The organism is Bdellovibrio sp. ZAP7 (assembly GCF_006874645.1).
In the GTDB taxonomy this organism is placed as follows: domain Bacteria; phylum Bdellovibrionota; class Bdellovibrionia; order Bdellovibrionales; family Bdellovibrionaceae; genus Bdellovibrio.
Window position 1 is genome coordinate 440,389 of the sequence record NZ_CP030082.1, and the last position, 16,910, is coordinate 457,298.

Below are 16,910 nucleotides of genomic sequence, written 5' to 3' on the forward strand. Positions count from 1 at the left end.
TAGAATATGGCAGCAGCAGAAAAATTCTTTTATGCAACTGGAAGAAGAAAAACGTCATCAGCACGTGTTTTCTTGAAGCCTGGTAAAGGCACTATCACTATCAACGGTAAAAAATCTGAAGACTACCTTAGCCGTATGCAATCTCGCATGGTTATCGTACAGCCTTTGGATCTTTTGAACCAAATCGGTAAGTTCGACGCAAACATCACTGTAGCAGGTGGTGGTGAGTCTGGACAAGCTGGTGCGATCCGTTTGGGTATCACTCGTGCATTGATCGCTTTCAACCCAGAGTTCAAAGGAACTCTTAAGAAAGCTGGATTCATCACTCGTGACCCTCGTATGGTTGAGCGTAAAAAATACGGTAAAGCCGGCGCTCGTCGTAGATTCCAATACTCTAAACGTTAAAATTTGGAGTGTCCGAATCTGGACCAGAATCAAAAAGGGAGCCTTTGGCTCCCTTTTTTTATTTGTTTAATGACGACCCTGTAATTGGGGTGCTCTTTAAATTGATGGTAATTTCATTCTCGCAGCTGAGGATCTATGAAGTTATCAAAATATCTTTTCTCTCTCATCTCTCTATTGTTTTTCCACTCCATCGCTCAAGCCTCTCCGGTGAATGACACGGGAACGGGTATTGTTGCGCGAGCAGGAGACTGTGGGGCATTGAATGTTCAAGAAGCTTACTTCACCTGGTTCGGGTTTCATGGGTCTTTAGGGAAGGCCTTGATTATTAAGGCGCAAATTCGCAATGATGCTTTTGAAAAGATCGTGCGGATCACTCACGGTCGCGGCTCGGTTGAGGTTGCTGAAAATTCGCCGTCAGCACGCCGTCTGCGTATCGAGTATCAAGGGCAAATAGGGAATATGGATCAAGTTGAGTTGACGGATCGAACAATCGGCATGGAGCTGTCAGGACTTTATATAATGTCTGTGACGATGGCTGGAGTGACTTCGGAATGTGTCTTTCAAGTGGATCGGAAGATAGCAGAGGTTAGATAAAAAAAGGCGGGAAGAACCCGCCTTTTTTGTTTTCTATTTTAGTTTTTCCCATAAGTAAGTGGTTTTCAAGGACTCCCACAAAATGCTTTGCTCGATGTTCGCATTTCCTGCGTGACCGCCTTCGGTGTTTTCATAGTAATAAACCGGATGCTTTTGTTCTTTCATGCGGGCCACGAATTTACGTGCGTGCCCTGGGTGAACACGATCGTCTTTCGTGCTCGTCATCACAAAGACTTCTGGGTACTTCGCTGTCGGACTTAATTTCTGATACGGGGAGTATTTCAAAATCGCTTTGCGCATTTCCGGATCGTCGGGGTTTCCGTACTCATCCATCCAGCTCGCTCCGGCTAGCAACTTGTGATAGCGAAGCATATCCAACAATGGAACTCCAATGACGGCTGCTTTGTAGAGGTCAGGACGAAGAGTCACTGTTGCACCCACTAACAAGCCACCGTTAGATCCACCGGAAATTGCTAGGTGTTCTGCTGAAGTAAATCCGCGCGCAATCAAATCTTCAGAAATCGCGATATTGTCTTCGTAAACTTTATAGCGGTTTTCCTTAAGGACAGCTTGATGCCATTTTGGACCAAACTCTCCGCCACCACGTAGATTTGTCAGAACGTAGACCCCACCTTTTTCAGCCCACACTTTTCCGAAAGCACCAAGATAAGAAGGAGTCATCGATTGTTGAAACCCTCCGTATCCGTATTGCAAAGTAGGATGGCTGCCATCCAACTTGATATCTTTTTTGTGAACCACAAAGTAAGGTATTTTAGTTCCGTCTTTGCTGGTGGCTTCAAAACGAGATGTCGTCAGTGAAGAGGAATCAAAACGCTTCGCTGCTTGTTTTAGCAAAGTGAACTTATTCTTCGGATCAGAGGCATTTGCCATGTAATACGAAGTTGGTGTTAAGAAATCCGTGTAGGTTGCAAGATAGGTGTCAGAGTCGTCGTCACCGTCATAGCAAGATGCCATACCATTGCTGCCCAGAGCGATGGGTTCTGATTTCCAAATATTCGGAGGAGTGAATGTGACTTTCTCCATCTGAGTCAGAACGTTATTGGATACAACCATAATCATATGGTTTTTGGTATTGCATCCTCCCTCGATGAATCGCTTGTCCGTTGGTGCAAAGACTACTTGCGCCTGGCTCATCGCTTTTTCGCCCAACTCCAGATTATCCAGAGGAACTGCAAGTAATGTCCCTGCTTTCATACCATTATAATCAGAGCGAAGTTCGATCAAAAGATTGCCTTTAAACAGGCTCCAGCTTTCAGCATCATCTGGTTTTGGAACCAGCACGGCTTTTCCAGATTTATCGTGATACCACAATTTAGTGGAGTAAAAGCCTTTGCGAATCTGATGGAAGTAAAACGGTTTGCCTTCGTCATACAGAGTGTAGGCATAAGCCGACATGTCAGTCGTGTTTGCTTCTGCCAGAGTCTCAGCAGATGTCAGGGGAGTTCCACGTTTCCAGGTTTTCACGATGCGTGGATAACCCGAAGTCGTCATGGAGCCCGCCCCCCAATCAGTCCCGACAAACAAAGTGTCTTGATCTTTCCAGGAAGCATTTGTTTTTGATTCGGGAATAAAAAATCCATCTTTCACGAAAGATTTTGTTTTTAGGTCAAATTCACGAACGACCACAGCATCTTTTCCACCGCGAGAAAGATGAAGCAAGACACGATCATAGCCGGGGCGACGGAAGCTTGCGCCTTTCCACACCCAGTTTTCATTTTCAGTTTTAGAAACTGCGTCCAGATCCAAAATCACATCCCATTTTGGATTTGCAGTTTGATAACTGGCTATGGATGTTTTTCTCCAAACACCGCGCAAGTTTTTTTCGTCTTGCCAGAAATTATAAAGTTCCCCATTCGTCAATGTGACGGCCGGAACACGGTCTTTGGCAAAAAAGATTTTGCGATAATCCGCTTCGATATTTTTAAAATCAGGGTTGGATTTGAAGTGCTTGATTGTTACATCATTTTCGGCTTTTGCGAAATCAAGGGCCTTGGCGCCTTCAACTTCCTCTAGCCAAAGATACGGATCTTGTTCTGATTGTGACATGGACTTTAACTCCTTTTGAAAAGAGGAGCTTTTGCAGCCAGCAAGCAGAAGGGTCGCCAGCAAGAGTTTCGATACCGTGAATGATTTCATATGAGCTCCGATGTTGACCTAGAAATTAAAGATCAATCTGTGAGCTGTGACAAGGGTTCCTGTCGGTGTTTCAAAAATAAAAAAAGGGAGCGCATGGCTCCCTTTTTCATTCTTAATTTCTTTACTAATTACTTAGTGCAAGAAACTGGGTAGATGTTGCCGTTAGCAGCCATGAAACCAGAGAATGAAGCACCCTTGTTGTCAGAAGAAACGCCGAAGAAACCAGTGTTTCTGATAACGCCGTCTTCAGTTTGAGCTGACTTTTCAGTCAATGCCAACATTTGAAGGTAACCTTGTTTCATTTGGTTAGCTACAGTGCCTTTATCCAATTGAGCAAAGAAAGTTGAAGACCCAGTTTTTTCTGTTACTTGCATTGTTAGGAAATCAACAGAAGTGTCGTCGCCCAAAGTTACGTTGATAGTTGCCGCTTTACCTTTAGAAGGTGCAGAGCATTTCAAAACAGTTGAATCAGCAAAAGCTGTAGAACCAGCAAGAACAAGTGCTGCCACGATAAGTTTTTTCATAGATGTCTCCTTAGTTGTTAATTCGAATTTGTTGACCTGATCGAGGCTATTTCACGGTCTTTGGTCTAGCAATGCAAATGCATTGCGCAATATATGCGATTTGGAGTGCTCTATTGTGAGAACACAAGGAATTCCACCGTACCAAGGTCAAGTTTCTTACAACGCTTACCGATGAGTCATGAACGGGGGATTGTGATGAATAGAGGCTGGTTGGTTATTCTTGCCGGGTGTCTCATATTGGGATTTCAAAACTGCAGTCAGACGAATTTATCTGCGGCTGATTTTCCCAGCACTAGTTCACACATCGTCACTCCATCTGTTGGCGGAGCTTCCGATGCCGACGAGTCACAAACAATTTCTGCACTAGAAATCCCAGTCAGTGGGGGAGTTCTTTCCGTTGATGCTTCGACAGGACGAATTTCACTTCTTGGGCAAAATCAACAAGTGCTCGAAGAATCCTGTCTGCCAGCTGCAGAAATCGCAGAGCTACAAAGCTATTTGAAATCCAGCAACATCTGCGGAAAATCAGTGGATGCTTCTTTGCAATGCGCACAAGTCTATTCCTCAGGCTATGCAAGCCTGATCATTGGTGATCAGAAAATGAATCTGGGCGAGAGCTATGATTCTTGCGGCCGAGGCTTCAAAGACATATGTGGCGATCAAGCCCAGTCCTTCCGCGGCCTCGTAGCCTACATCCAAAAAAACTTCCACGGTCTACTCTGCGAATAGGTACGGCCTTACTTAAAAAGGTACTTACTTACCTGTCGGATAATACTTAATAACTAGTGAAAATAAAAAGGCCAGTGCAATTTGCACCGGCCTTTTTTAATTGTTAACTAGGAAAGTGTGCCATGGCCCTTGCAGGTAAGGCTGTACCTTAAAGACCTAGTGTGCTGCGTACTTTCGTGAATGCATCACCGATCTTAGAGCGGTCAGGAGCTGCACCTTGAGCAAAGTCAGGACGGCCGCCACCTTTACCACCCATGATCGCAGCCACTTCTTTCAGAACGTCGCCGGCTTTATGATCGCCAGTTAGATCTTTAGAAACGGAAACGATGATTGGGTTTGAGCCATCACCTTGGCCGACAACCACGACAATTCCAGATTGGATTTTGTTTTTAAGATCGTCAGTAACTTTTGCCAAAACTTCGCGGTCGTCCATTGGGACGTCTGCCAATACAAGTTTTGCAGCGACACCGGATTTAGATTTGAATGCCATTGCTTTACCAGCAAGTTCATCCACATTCACTTGGCCACCTTGAAGTTTCTTGATTTCTTTCTCAAGAGTTTTCACTTGCTCTTTGATCGACTCTACACGATTTGCCAAAGTCGCCTTTTCGCCAGTTACTTCCAAGTGCTTCAAGTAGTGAGCAGATTTTTGCAAACCAGCTGCTGCCAAAGCCTCGTCCAAGTGGGCGATAGAGCTCATGGCGTATTTAACTGCAGAATCACCCGTGATTGCTTCCACGCGACGTACGCCGGAGCTTACACCAGATTCAGAAACGATTTTGAACAGGCGAATATTCGCAGTGTTTTTAACGTGAGTACCGCCGCAAAGCTCACAAGAGAAATCTCCCATCGTCAGTACGCGAACGTCGTTAGCGTACTTTTCGCCGAACAATGCCATCGCACCTTTTTCGATCGCTTGCTTGTGCGGCATTAATTCAGTTTTGACTTCAAGACCGCGAGCGATTTGTTCGTTCACCATCTCTTCGATCTTGCGGATCTCTTCAGTGCTTACTGGTTTATTGTGAGTGAAGTCGAAACGAGTTTTATCAGCGTCAACCAATGAACCCGCTTGAGTTACATGCACACCCAATACTTTACGAAGAGCTGCGTGCAACAAGTGCGTCGCGGAGTGATTGCTTGCCGTGTTTCTTCTTTCAACTGCATCGACACCGCTGACAACTTTCGCACCCGTCTTGAAGGAACCGTGTTCAACCTCTACGTGGTGAAGAATGATGTCGTCGATTTTCGTCGTATTCGCTACGCGAGCACGATTAGTGTCTTGCATGATGTAACCAACGTCACCAGCTTGACCGCCGCCCTCACCATAGAATGCAGTTGCATCCAGGATAATTAGACCCGTGTCGCCGGTTTTAAGTTCGTTTACAACCGCTTGGCCATTAGAAAGAGCCATTACAGTACCATCGCCGATTGTACCATCGTAACCCAAGAACTTCACAGACTTACCTGATTGAAGATAGTCTTTGGCAAATTTGATCATGTGAGCTTCGTCAGCTCCCATGGATTTACCTTTCCACGAAGCTTTGGATTTCGCACGATTTGCTTCCATTTCTTTTTCGAAAGCATCTTCGTTCACTTCAATACCGTTTTCATTCGCAATTACACGAGTCAAATCGGCAGGGAAGCCGTAAGTGTCGTACATACGAAATACAACTTCGCCAGAAAGTTCTTTAACTCCTGCCGCTTTTGCTTTTGCAAGCTCTGCTGTCAGGATTTCAGTTCCTTTGTCTAAAGTTGCCAAGAAGCGGTCTTCTTCGTCACGGATCGTGTTTAGGATATGATCGCGACGAGTGGAAAGTTCCGGATAAACTTTGCCCATGTTTTCGATCAAGGCTTCCGCCATACCTGGCAAGAAAGATTTGTCGGCAGAAAGTTTACGTCCGTAACGGATTGCACGTCTCATGATACGGCGAAGTACATAACCACGGCCTTCGTTCGATGGCAAAGCACCGTCAGCTATCAAGAATGAAGTCGAGCGGCAGTGGTCAGCCAATACGCGAAGAGCAGAAGTTGTTTCTGCCGCTTTTGCATCAGTCGCCAAGACTTTTTTGTCAGTCACGTATTTAACGCCACCGATTTTACAAGCCAGTTCGATCATTGGCAGGAACAAATCTGTATCGTAGTTATTGAATTTACCCTGCATCGCCGCCGTCACACGCTCAAGACCTGCACCTGTATCCACAGATGGTTTTGGAAGCGGTGTCAAAGTCCCTGGCGGATTTTCAAAGTACTGCATGAATACCAAGTTCCAGATTTCCACGAAACGGTCTTCACCTGCTTCGATACCTTTGAACGGATCAGAAATTTTACCGGCTTCAGGACCGTGATCGTAGAAGATCTCCGTGCAAGGACCGCAAGGACCTGTGTCGCCCATTTTCCAGAAATTGTCTTTGTCGAAACGGAAAATGCGATCGCGAGGGATACCTTCTTGAGTGTGCCAGATGTCAGCTGCTTCATCGTCAGAGATATGAACTGTCACATAAAGCTTTTCTTTGGGAATAGCCAAAGTCTTGGTCAAGAATTCCCAGGCAAAGTGAATCGCGTCTTTCTTGAAGTAATCGCCGAAAGAAAAGTTACCCAACATTTCAAAGAAAGTGTGGTGACGTGCTGTAAAGCCTACGTTTTCCAAGTCATTGTGTTTACCACCGGCGCGCACACATTTTTGCGAAGTCACGGCACGAGAGTAATCACGCTTCTCAAGACCCAAGAAAGTATTTTTAAATTGATTCATACCCGCGTTTGCAAAAAGCAAGGTCGGATCATTTTCCGGAATCAAAGAAGAAGAAGCGACAGCTTTGTGTCCATTCTTTTCGAAGTATTGAATAAAAGCATTTCTGATCTCAGAGCTTTTCATAGATAACCTTTCTAACGGTCTCGGAATCAAATCCTCGTGAAGTCAGCAAGCGTCCTACGCGTGCTTTTTCCTCTCGAGAAAACTTATAATCTTCATTAAATTTATTCGTCACAATCGCCATGGCCTTATCCAGTTCCAGCGCAGCATCGGTCTCCACAGTGGGCAGGCCTTTTTCTTTCAGGTAGTTGTTGATGTAACAGATACCCTTGTTGCGACGGTGAAGCGTGTCGGCCAGGCGGGCAGCGTAGTCAGAAGGATCGCCCAACCAATTTTTCTCGTTGGCAAAGGAGATTGCTTCATCGATGGCTTCGTCGCTGCCATCCTCGTCTGTGAATTTCCCGCGCAACTTGGTTCTAAGCTCTTGCTCAGAATGATCACGAGCCGCCAACAGATCCATCACTTTGCGTTTAGCAGCAGCGATTCTGTCTTGTTGGCTTTCTTGTTCATTTTGTGGGTCTTTTTCATCAGACATAGGCAGTTAGAAATCTATCTGTTCCTGCCTGCGCATGTCATGCTTTTTTCAGAGTAATTTCGGTCAGTTCGCAGAACGTTCCTAGGCGCAGACTCGGCCCCCAGTAACCTGTTCCTTGATTGACATACAGCCGCATGTTTTTAAGGCTGTAAAGACCTTTGGGATAGCGTTGAAAGAACACAATCAGCAAGTTCCAAGGGAAGAATTGCCCACCATGAGTGTGGCCGGAAAGCTGTAAATCAAAGCCTTTGTCACAAGCCTTGTCAGCAATGGCCGGTTGGTGGGCCAAAAAGATCTTAAACGCCTCTGGTTTTTGCTGGCTTACCAGTTTATCCAGATCTGCCGGCTCTTTTCCAAACTGACGAGCGGCGGGATCTGCCACGCCGGAAACTTGCAAAGTCGCGCCGTTAACTTGAAGGGTTTCAGTATTGTTGACCAAAACGTGATAACCGATTGAACGAAAAGCAGCGAGAGCAGTCTCGATATTCCAATAGTACTCATGATTTCCGGCGACATAGAAAGTGCCAAGTTTGGATTGGACTGATTTCAGAATTTCAAATTCAGGAAGGTGGCGAATCGCATGATCGTCCAGGATGTCCCCGGTAAAGACCACCATGTCGGCTTTTAAGTTATTCGCTTTATCCACAAGCTTTTGAACAAATTGAACGGGTAAGCCCGCTGCCAGATGTAAATCCGTGATGTGCAGGATGCGCAGACCGTTCAAGCCTTCAGGCAAATTGGTAAAGGGAATTTCAACTTTGATAACTTTAACTCCCAGGCGAACTACCAAGGTTCCTAAAAGCAAAAGGACCAAGGGAATGACTAAAAGTAACCCGGTTGCTTCGGTGCCATACAGTTCGGTGCCGACAAATTCTGGATTTGTGTAGTTCAGAATGAATCCGGCGATGTCTCGCAGGATAATGAAGGTTAACAAAAAGCTGATATAGGCCATGGAAAAGTGGGCGGCGCTGAAATAAGCATCATGCCAGGGTTTTGATTCACCTCGGGCATCACTGCGGGACCAGAAGAACAGCGGCATCGATATCACGATGGCAAACAACGCTCCCAGAAAGGCAATGATAAATAAAGTTTGGGCTCCAGATAAGTCGGCATATCTCACCATTTGGTGAGAGACGTACATGAAAACCGCGAAAAATAGACCAACGATAATTGCGCGAAATGCAGCCATGGTTATTTATAGCACGTGAGTCTGTGTTTGCACAGAAAGTTGCAAAAACACAAATCCTCGAAGAGCTGCGTCAGTGATAATCTTAAACAGGCATTGTAGGAGGTGTTCAGTGGCATTAAATAACGAATTCAAACAAGCTCGCGACTTCTTGATTTTACATCGTGCGGATTATGATTATGCCACTAGGGAATTTAAATGGCCGGAGTTAACGAACTTTAACTGGGCCCTGGATTATTTCGACCCCATGGCCGAGGGTAATAACAACCTTGCTCTGTGGATCATGGGGGAAGACGGTCGTGAAGAGAAATACAGCTTTGCCGATATCTCGGCGCGCTCCTCGCAAGTTGCGAACTATCTGCGACGACTGGGATTAAAAAGAGGCGATCATGTTTTGCTTTACATGGGAAATGAAACGGCGCTGTGGGAATTAATGCTCGCTTGTATGAAGTTGGGTGCAGTCATGATTCCCACCAGCCCCCTGGTGGCTTTGGATGAATTGCAAGACCGTTTGGTCCGTGGCGATGTAAAACTGATAGCTACCACCATGGCGGAATCAGTGAAATTTGATGTCCAATCGCCAACGGCAATCAAGTTAACTGTCGATGGTAAAGCCCCAGGCTGGGAAGACTATTCTGAAGCCACCAGGGAAAGTGCGAACTTTGAAGCAGAGGGTGAAACCAAAGCCACAGATCCACTTTTGCTTTATTTTACGTCGGGTACTACAGCCAAGCCCAAACTTGTTGAACACACTCATCAAAGTTATCCCGTCGGCCATTTGTCGACCATGTTTTGGATCGGACTAAGGCCGGGAGATATTCACTTGAACGTTAGCTCGCCAGGTTGGGCAAAACATGCGTGGAGTAGTTTTTTTGCTCCATGGAATGCCGAGGCCACGGTTTTCATTCACAAGCAGCAAAGATTCGATGCGCAGGTGATGTTGGAAACTTTGGAGAAAAAAGGTGTAACTTCTGTCTGTGCTCCGCCGACTGTTTGGCGGATGTTGGCAGTCGAAGACCTGGGTCGATATAAAATCCGTCTGCGTGAGGCCGTCAGTGCCGGCGAGCCTTTGGATGCAGAGATCATTCGCAAATTTCAAGAGGCATGGGACCTGACCATCCGTGATGGTTATGGACAAACTGAAACCACGGCTCAAATCGGAAATTCGCCGGGTCAGAAAGTTCATCCGGGCACTATGGGAAAACCACTGCCGGGTTATCGAATCACTTTGTTAGATCGTGATAACAACCCGGGGCCTGAAGGTGAAATCTGCATTGATCTTACAAATCATCCGCTGGGGGTCATGAACGGATATCGCGAAAATGATATCGCACAAACTCCTAACGCCAGCTACTATCGCACCGGTGATATGGCCGCTCGTGATGAGCATGGTTGTTACACGTTTGTGGGGCGCGGAGATGATATTTTTAAATGCTCTGACTATCGAGTCAGTCCATTTGAAGTTGAAAGTGTTTTGCTTGAACATCCCGCCGTGCGCGAAGTTGCGGTCATTCCAAGTCCTCACCCGTTAAGACAAAATGTCCCGAAAGCTATCATTTTTTTAGCTAAAGGTATGGAGCCAACGCGGGAGCTGGCGTTGCAGATTTTGAATCACTCACGATCGCGTTTGACCCCATTTAAGCGCATTCGTCGTGTAGAATTCTCGGATTTGCCAAAGACCACGTCAGGTAAAATTCGCCGTGTAGAACTGCGTGTTCGTGAACAAAAACGCGTAGCTGCGAATGAGAAATCGCAATACGAGTTTTGGGAGGAAGATTTCAAGGCAGTCCTTCCCGACACTTGGTCTCAGGATCTGCCTTAGGTACTGTGTCCTAAACGACGCTCGCATTTGAAAATTATTGGACGTTGTTCCAGCGCGGGTTCTTGCAATTCTGGTTAAATTTATATCACTGACGGTGAGTGGAGATCACTGTTGGTGATTAAAAAAACTGGAGAGAGGACCTTATGTCGGAGCAAGAGAAAGTCGATGCAAGAGAAACTGGTAAAAGAATTTTGTGTTCCATCTTGAATGAAATGTTGGATCACGCAGAGCAAGTTGCTGTGAACTATTCTGTCGGAGATCGCACCACAATTTATAAAGTAAATTGTCATCCACAAAGCCTGGGGCAGTTGATCGGTGCCAAAGGAAAAAACATTGGTGGTATTCGTGCCGTGATTTCTGCCATGATGGCGCGCAAAGGGATTCGTGCAATTATCGAAATTCCTTACGTGGCTCATAGTAACAACCGCATGGAATTCAGTGAATAGTTTCTCGCCCTGTTAAATCTTCAACTGCGTGACGTATTTTAGAGCGTTGTGAGTTTTGCCTGGAGCTGTTGAAGATGTCGATGAGGAGCTTTGCAAGATTGGCGAAGCCCTCTCAAAGTGCAAGTCTTCCGTGGCACTTTGTAAGAGAGAGAGCCTCGCTTCAAAATAAAATCAAAAGCGGACATTCAGATTCTGATAAATGCTTCGCAAAGTCGAATCGCTAATTTTAATACCACCCATAAAACTAACTCACTACGTCATTCCTCCTTCGCTAAGGGCGGGTCGCTCGGCTCACTGCATTTTAATTGCCTCCACATAGGGGTCGGCGTACCTCCTTGGTATGAGAAAATTCCTTCTAAAGTTGGCGACATTTTTTGGTGTTGGGTTAAGTCCCAAGGCACCGGGAACTGTTGCGACTGTTGCTACCATTCCGTTGGTTTTGCTTCTTAATTGGGCAGGTCCGTTCATCTATATGGGAGCAACGATCGCTATAACGATCTTGGGAATTGTTGCTGCGCAAGCTTATGAAGACGATAAGGGCGGCCACGATCACAGTGAAATCGTGATCGATGAAGTTGCTGGTTTTCTGATTGCGATGATCTGGCTGCCGATGACATGGCAGGCCATTTTAATTGGTTTTGTGCTGTTCAGATTGCTGGACATTACTAAGCCTTTATTCATAGGATATTTAGATAAGAAGATCCAAGGAGGTCTTGGTGTGATGATTGATGACGTTGCCGCTGGTATTGTTGTCAGTCTGATCATGCAGTTTCTTTACAGCCACACCAATTGGTTGGGCTCGCAAGTTTTGGTCGGTTAAATGACTGAGATTCGCGCTAAGAGACTACAAGATTTCATTCGATCCCTTCGCGACCAAAAACTCACAGTGGGTTTTGCGGAAAGTTGTACTGGAGGTGCACTTTCGGCTTTTTTGACAGAGCAAGCAGGTATATCCGACATCTTTTTAGGCTCTGTGGTTTCTTACTCTAACGAGGCGAAGGTGGATCTTCTGGGGGTCCGTCGAGACACTCTCATGCAAGAGGGTGCGGTGAGCGAAAGCGTCGCTCGTCAAATGGCGCACGGAGTGCGTCGACAGCTGAAAACTGATTGGTCTGTGGCAGTCACAGGTATTGCTGGTCCGAGTGGTGGAACACCCGGAAAGCCAGTGGGCACCGTGTGCTTTGCTATTGCTGGACCGAACTTTGAAGACTCGCGAAAGGAATTCTTTTCGGGAGATCGCAAAGCCATCCAGCAGGCATCCGTAGACTATTCTGTGAATTGGCTGTGCGAAGTTCTCGACAGGAAATAGAAACAGGTAGCCCCCGGCTGCTAAAAATAACAATAAGATTTGTGGTGAGTACCACATAAATAGAGAGGGATACGCAGATGGCAAACACAACTGTGGCAGATGCAAAAGCACAAAACGAAAAAAACAAAGCCTTGGAATTGGCAGTTTCATCTATTGAAAAGCAATTCGGTAAAGGTTCAATCATGCGTTTGGGCGCTAACGATTCTTTGGTTAAAGACGTTGAAGCGATCAGCACGGGTGCATTGAGCTTGGACTTGGCTCTTGGTATCGGCGGTCTTCCTAAAGGTCGTATCGTAGAAATCTACGGACCTGAATCATCTGGTAAAACAACTCTTTGCTTGTCCGTTATCGCTCAAGCTCAGAAAAAAGGTGGCGTGGTTGCATTCGTGGATGCTGAGCATGCTTTGGATATCAACTACGCTCGTAAATTGGGTGTAAACACTGAAGACATGTTGATCTCTCAACCAGACACTGGTGAGCAAGCTCTTGAGATCGTGGAAACTTTGGTTCGCTCTGGCGCAATCGACGTATTGGTTGTCGACTCCGTAGCAGCTTTGGTTCCTCGTGCAGAGATCGAAGGCGACATGGGTGATTCTCACGTAGGTCTTCAAGCTCGTTTGATGTCTCAAGCTCTTCGTAAATTGACAGCAGCTGTGAACCGTTCCAACACACTAGTTATCTTCATCAACCAACTTCGTATGAAAATCGGTGTGATGTTCGGTAACCCAGAAACAACTACGGGTGGTAACGCGTTGAAGTTCTACTCTTCTGTTCGTTTGGATGTACGCCGTGTGGGCGCGATCAAAGACGGTGAAGATGTAACTGGTAACCGTACTGCAGTTAAAGTTGTGAAAAATAAAATGGCTCCTCCGTTCACTAAAGTTGAATTCGACTTGATGTACGGTGAAGGTATTTCTGAAGAAGGTGACTTGCTAGATCTAGCAGTGACTGCAAACATGGTTGAAAAATCTGGCGCATGGTTCTCCATCAATGGTGAGCGTATGGGTCAAGGCCGTGATGCTGCTAAAAACTTCTTGAAAGCACACCCAGAGTACATGACTCAATTGCGTACTAAAATCTTGGCAGCTAACGGTATCGGTAAACTTTTGGTTGATGCTGAAATGGCTAAGGACGGTGAAGACCATGAAGGTTCTGAACCAACTGAAATGCCAACTGAAGATGCATCTCCGAAAAAAGAAAAAGTTAAAAAAGGTAAGCACTAGTCGCTGACCAGCTTTTAGCTGAAACATCTTTGGAAACATTAAAACCCGCTCCCTAAGAGCGGGTTTTTTATTGGTAATAGAGATTACGTTGCGACTCTGTCGGGAACGGCGTAGCTTCATAATATGAAACTTTGGTTGCTGGCAGTTCTATTTATCATTCCTGGTATTTCTTTTGCTGAAGCAAACACGGCCACCCTTCGTAAAACAGTTCTGGTCGGTGCCTATGGTTTTGCGCCTTACTATGACCTGGAAAAGGGCCGGGGAATCGTAACTGAAGTGTTGGAGCAGCTGAATTCGATGCAGGCTGATTTTCACTTTAAGGTTGTTGAGATTCCAAGCAGCCGCCGGTATCAAAGTTTTACCGATGGTAAAGTGGATATGATTTTCTTTGAGGATCCTCGCTGGGAATGGAAAGACATTCCCCATTATACTATTCCTGTCGGTATCCAAGACGCTGAGGTTTATATTGCTCTTAAGAAAAAGGCGAAGGATCAAAGTTACTTCAACTCTTTAACGGGAAAACGAATCGCCGGTATTGTCGGCTACCATTATGGTTTTGCAAAATTCAATGCTGATGAAGCTTATCTGCAATCCAAGTTTAAAATTTCTTTGGTCAGTCATAATTTGGCGTCAGTGCGATTGGTTTTACATGAACGAGCCGATGTCGCTGTGGTTCCTCTGTCCTTTATCCGACGTTACTTGCGCGAAAATCCCGAGAAGAATGCCGAAGTATTGATTTCAGAAAAAGTCGATCAACATTATGATCTGCGCTTGATCGTAAATCCGAAAGCCTCCATTCCCCGCGAGCGTTTAGAAAATCTGATGTCTAAACTGGTGAAAGAACCCTCTTACCAAGCTCTCTTCTGACAATATCCGTGACTAAAATAGTGAACACTTATCAAGCAATGAAACATAAAAGTTGCGATTGTCGTTTTTTTGTTAGTTTTGGTTTTCAAAATCTAAAAAACTGCTGACCATCGAACAAATGAATGCTGGAGTATTATAGATACGTGATCACAAGATGTGATCGCACTTAACTGACATAAAGGGATTTTATGTTGAAGACGTCACTGACGACGAAAAATACATCTGCCTTTGCGGATGATGGTGATAACCGTCCTGTACCGTGGCCGTGGTAATAAAAAACCCGCTCTTTCGAAGCGGGTTTTTTATTTTTAGGCTGTGTTCTTAGAACAAGGTGTAGGCGATCGAAATTTCGCTTAGCGAGTGAATGTACCGTACAAGTAAACTGGGTCTTGAACCCAAGTACATTGTTCGACTGGTGGGTGGTGATGATCGCCAGGGTACCAGCGGCATTCACGGCGTTGGCGCATTTCACGAAGTACTTGGACTTGCAATTTAACTTCGCCGTTTTTCTCTTTGAAATCTACATACATCTTACGGCCTTGTACCATCAAAGCGCAGCGACCACGGTCAAAATCAAATTCGACAGCGTCAACTTTAGGATTCGATTTTTTGCCAGTGATATAGACTGTTCTCAAATTTCCGAAAGAAGATTGGCAGTTGTTATTTAAGATATCCGTGCCCATTTCATTGCGATATTTCAGGAAAGGTTTGTTGCCTTCAAAACCTAAAATCAACTCGCCGGAAACACCGTTAAATTGACCAGCGTAGACACCTTCATACTTTTTGGCTTTTGAAAGATATGCGTTTGGAACGCGGCCATCTTTGATTTCGACAGTTTTACAGCCCACAGCCGCAAACAGCGTAAGACCAGCTACTAGAGCTTTAATAACGTTCATAGATCCCCCTCAATAAGTTGAATAAATCATAGGCACTGCCAGAGGGCAAAAGGAAAACGAATGTTGCCGTGCTCAAATACACAAGGGGCCGAGTTGCCTGCTTGAGGAGGCCAAGAGAAAATTAATTGTCCATAAACACTTAAAAAGGAGACCCTATGAAAATCGCAATGATCGCGCTGCTCCTGGTTGGCAGCACAGCAATGGCACAGATGCCTGATACCTCGAAAATGATGGATCAAGCCAAGGGCAAGGCTTCCGATATCATGGCGGCTTGTAAAGAGGATAAGATCAAGTTCTGCGACAAGGTCACGGAAATGAATGCGATAAAAGAGTGCCTGAAGAAAAATAAAGACGGCCTCAGCGCCGGCTGCAAATCGACTCTGGGCATATAATAAAAAAACCCGCTCAAAGGAGCGGGTTTTTAGTTTCAGAGTATTTAAACTCTTACTTGTTGTAAGCGATTTTCTGTCTGCCCACCAAGCCACTTGATTTCTTAGGCAACGATGCACGCGTCACCTTAGACATCCCAGCTTGGTAGGGGCTTAAATTTGAAATCTGTCTTTTTTGAACTGGTTTCGATTTAGCAACTTTAAAACTCATTGATTCAAGAACCAATGGTTTTGCTGCTGGAGCTTGCACAACAGTGTCGACTTGCGGCTGTTGACGAGCAATTGCCACGGCTTTCACCGGAGCTGCTTTAACCGGAGCTTTAGCAACAGCTACAGAAGCCGGAGCACGGTTGGCTTTCATCACAGGCGCTTTTGCAACGGCTGTGGATTTTGGAACCGTCGCTGGTTTGAATGCTTTGACGTTGGCTTTAGCTACAACTGCTTTTGGTTGAGCTCCTTGCTTAGCAACCACAGGTATCGGCCCAGAAGCTGGCATGCGTTTTTGAGTTGGGTCTACATAAGTTTTCGTTAAAAGAGCCTGGTTGTTAGTTTTAGAACCTTCAGCTTTAGGAGCTTCATAAACTACACGGCGAGCTGGATAAATGGACCACGTTTTCACAACGCGTTTTTGTTTTTTATAACCTGGTTCTGCTTTCAAAGTAACTTTGAGGTCTTCAGAAGATGATGTGTTCCCCTGCGCGATCGCGCACAGCGGGAAGAATGCTAGAAGTGTCAAAACGATGCGATGTCTCATTTGCGGAACCTCTGCTTGTGAATCTATAAACCAATATGCAAGGGAAATGCCGTCTATAAACTAATCAGGTGTCAATGAAGCAGTATAGTTGGCGAAGGAATCGACACTGTCTAAAATAAGTTAGGCAGTCAAAATGAGTCGCTCACTTTGAGGCGACTTCACTGGTGTCGTTCGGTTCACGCCGCTCTGTTTCACATAAAAAATCGGAGACAAAATGTCTCTGAAATTTTCTGACATTCCTCTGAAAACGTATCTGTTGCAGAAG

The 16,910-nt window shown here is 45.5% G+C and carries 17 protein-coding genes; 10 read left to right on the forward strand and 7 right to left on the reverse strand.

Going from position 1 to position 16,910, the window contains the following annotated elements:
- Positions 1-6 precede the first annotated feature (6 nt).
- Positions 7-405 (forward strand): 30S ribosomal protein S9, encoded by a 399-nt coding sequence (rpsI, locus tag DOM22_RS02210; protein WP_142698819.1) that lies wholly within the window; start codon positions 7-9, stop codon positions 403-405.
- A 135-nt stretch (positions 406-540) separates the two neighbouring features.
- Complete coding sequence (locus DOM22_RS02215; RefSeq protein ID WP_142698820.1) at positions 541-999, forward strand: hypothetical protein; 459 nt, start codon at positions 541-543, stop codon at positions 997-999.
- Positions 1,000-1,032: 33 nt separating this feature from the next.
- Here DOM22_RS02215 and DOM22_RS02220 read toward each other — a convergent pair whose 3' ends face one another.
- Positions 1,033-3,066: a prolyl oligopeptidase family protein gene (locus DOM22_RS02220; protein WP_246845811.1), complete on the reverse strand. Its 2,034-nt coding sequence runs from the start codon at positions 3,064-3,066 to the stop codon at positions 1,033-1,035.
- Positions 3,067-3,284: 218 nt separating this feature from the next.
- On the reverse strand, positions 3,285-3,680 hold the full coding sequence (locus DOM22_RS02225; RefSeq protein WP_142698822.1) for a hypothetical protein: 396 nt from the start codon (positions 3,678-3,680) through the stop codon (positions 3,285-3,287).
- Between the two features lie 195 nt (positions 3,681-3,875).
- Between DOM22_RS02225 and DOM22_RS02230 the strand changes: the two genes are divergently transcribed.
- On the forward strand, positions 3,876-4,409 hold the full coding sequence (locus tag DOM22_RS02230; RefSeq protein WP_142698823.1) for a hypothetical protein: 534 nt from the start codon (positions 3,876-3,878) through the stop codon (positions 4,407-4,409).
- A gap of 148 nt (positions 4,410-4,557) precedes the next feature.
- Here DOM22_RS02230 and alaS read toward each other — a convergent pair whose 3' ends face one another.
- Genes alaS through DOM22_RS02245 form a run of 3 tightly spaced genes read right to left on the reverse strand, consistent with a single transcriptional unit; the run spans position 4,558 to position 8,942 of the window.
- Positions 4,558-7,281 (reverse strand): alanine--tRNA ligase, encoded by a 2,724-nt coding sequence (alaS, locus tag DOM22_RS02235; RefSeq protein WP_142698824.1) that lies wholly within the window; start codon positions 7,279-7,281, stop codon positions 4,558-4,560.
- Positions 7,268-7,753: a regulatory protein RecX gene (locus DOM22_RS02240; RefSeq protein WP_246845812.1), complete on the reverse strand. Its 486-nt coding sequence runs from the start codon at positions 7,751-7,753 to the stop codon at positions 7,268-7,270. The genes alaS and DOM22_RS02240 overlap by 14 nt, the downstream gene beginning before the upstream one ends.
- A 37-nt stretch (positions 7,754-7,790) precedes the next feature.
- Positions 7,791-8,942, reverse strand: coding sequence for a metallophosphoesterase (locus DOM22_RS02245; protein WP_142698825.1), 1,152 nt, complete (start codon positions 8,940-8,942; stop codon positions 7,791-7,793).
- A 109-nt stretch (positions 8,943-9,051) separates the two neighbouring features.
- Between DOM22_RS02245 and DOM22_RS02250 the strand changes: the two genes are divergently transcribed.
- The 6 genes from DOM22_RS02250 to DOM22_RS02275 all read left to right on the forward strand — a co-directional run bounded on the left by DOM22_RS02250 (position 9,052) and on the right by DOM22_RS02275 (position 14,606).
- The gene (locus DOM22_RS02250; protein WP_142698826.1) at positions 9,052-10,761 is read left to right on the forward strand and encodes an AMP-binding protein; all 1,710 of its coding nucleotides are present in this window, start codon (positions 9,052-9,054) and stop codon (positions 10,759-10,761) included.
- Positions 10,762-10,904: 143 nt separating this feature from the next.
- Positions 10,905-11,207, forward strand: a complete 303-nt coding sequence (locus DOM22_RS02255; protein ID WP_142698827.1) for a KH domain-containing protein — start codon at positions 10,905-10,907, stop codon at positions 11,205-11,207.
- A 340-nt stretch (positions 11,208-11,547) separates the two neighbouring features.
- A complete protein-coding gene (locus DOM22_RS02260) occupies positions 11,548-12,027 on the forward strand; it encodes a phosphatidylglycerophosphatase A (protein WP_142698828.1) in 480 nt (159 codons plus the stop codon).
- Complete coding sequence (locus DOM22_RS02265) at positions 12,028-12,516, forward strand: CinA family protein (RefSeq protein WP_142698829.1); 489 nt, start codon at positions 12,028-12,030, stop codon at positions 12,514-12,516.
- Positions 12,517-12,593: 77 nt separating this feature from the next.
- Positions 12,594-13,739, forward strand: coding sequence for a recombinase RecA (gene recA, locus DOM22_RS02270; RefSeq protein ID WP_142698830.1), 1,146 nt, complete (start codon positions 12,594-12,596; stop codon positions 13,737-13,739).
- Between the two features lie 123 nt (positions 13,740-13,862).
- Positions 13,863-14,606: an ABC transporter substrate-binding protein gene (locus DOM22_RS02275; protein ID WP_142698831.1), complete on the forward strand. Its 744-nt coding sequence runs from the start codon at positions 13,863-13,865 to the stop codon at positions 14,604-14,606.
- A 353-nt stretch (positions 14,607-14,959) separates the two neighbouring features.
- Here DOM22_RS02275 and DOM22_RS02280 read toward each other — a convergent pair whose 3' ends face one another.
- The gene (locus tag DOM22_RS02280) at positions 14,960-15,502 is read right to left on the reverse strand and encodes a hypothetical protein (protein ID WP_142698832.1); all 543 of its coding nucleotides are present in this window, start codon (positions 15,500-15,502) and stop codon (positions 14,960-14,962) included.
- A 155-nt stretch (positions 15,503-15,657) separates the two neighbouring features.
- Here DOM22_RS02280 and DOM22_RS02285 point away from each other — a divergent pair, with 155 nt between their 5' ends.
- Positions 15,658-15,894: a hypothetical protein gene (locus DOM22_RS02285; RefSeq protein WP_142698833.1), complete on the forward strand. Its 237-nt coding sequence runs from the start codon at positions 15,658-15,660 to the stop codon at positions 15,892-15,894.
- 52 nt (positions 15,895-15,946) lie between these two features.
- Here DOM22_RS02285 and DOM22_RS02290 read toward each other — a convergent pair whose 3' ends face one another.
- Positions 15,947-16,645, reverse strand: coding sequence for a hypothetical protein (locus tag DOM22_RS02290; protein ID WP_142698834.1), 699 nt, complete (start codon positions 16,643-16,645; stop codon positions 15,947-15,949).
- Between the last annotated feature and the right edge of the window lie 265 nt (positions 16,646-16,910).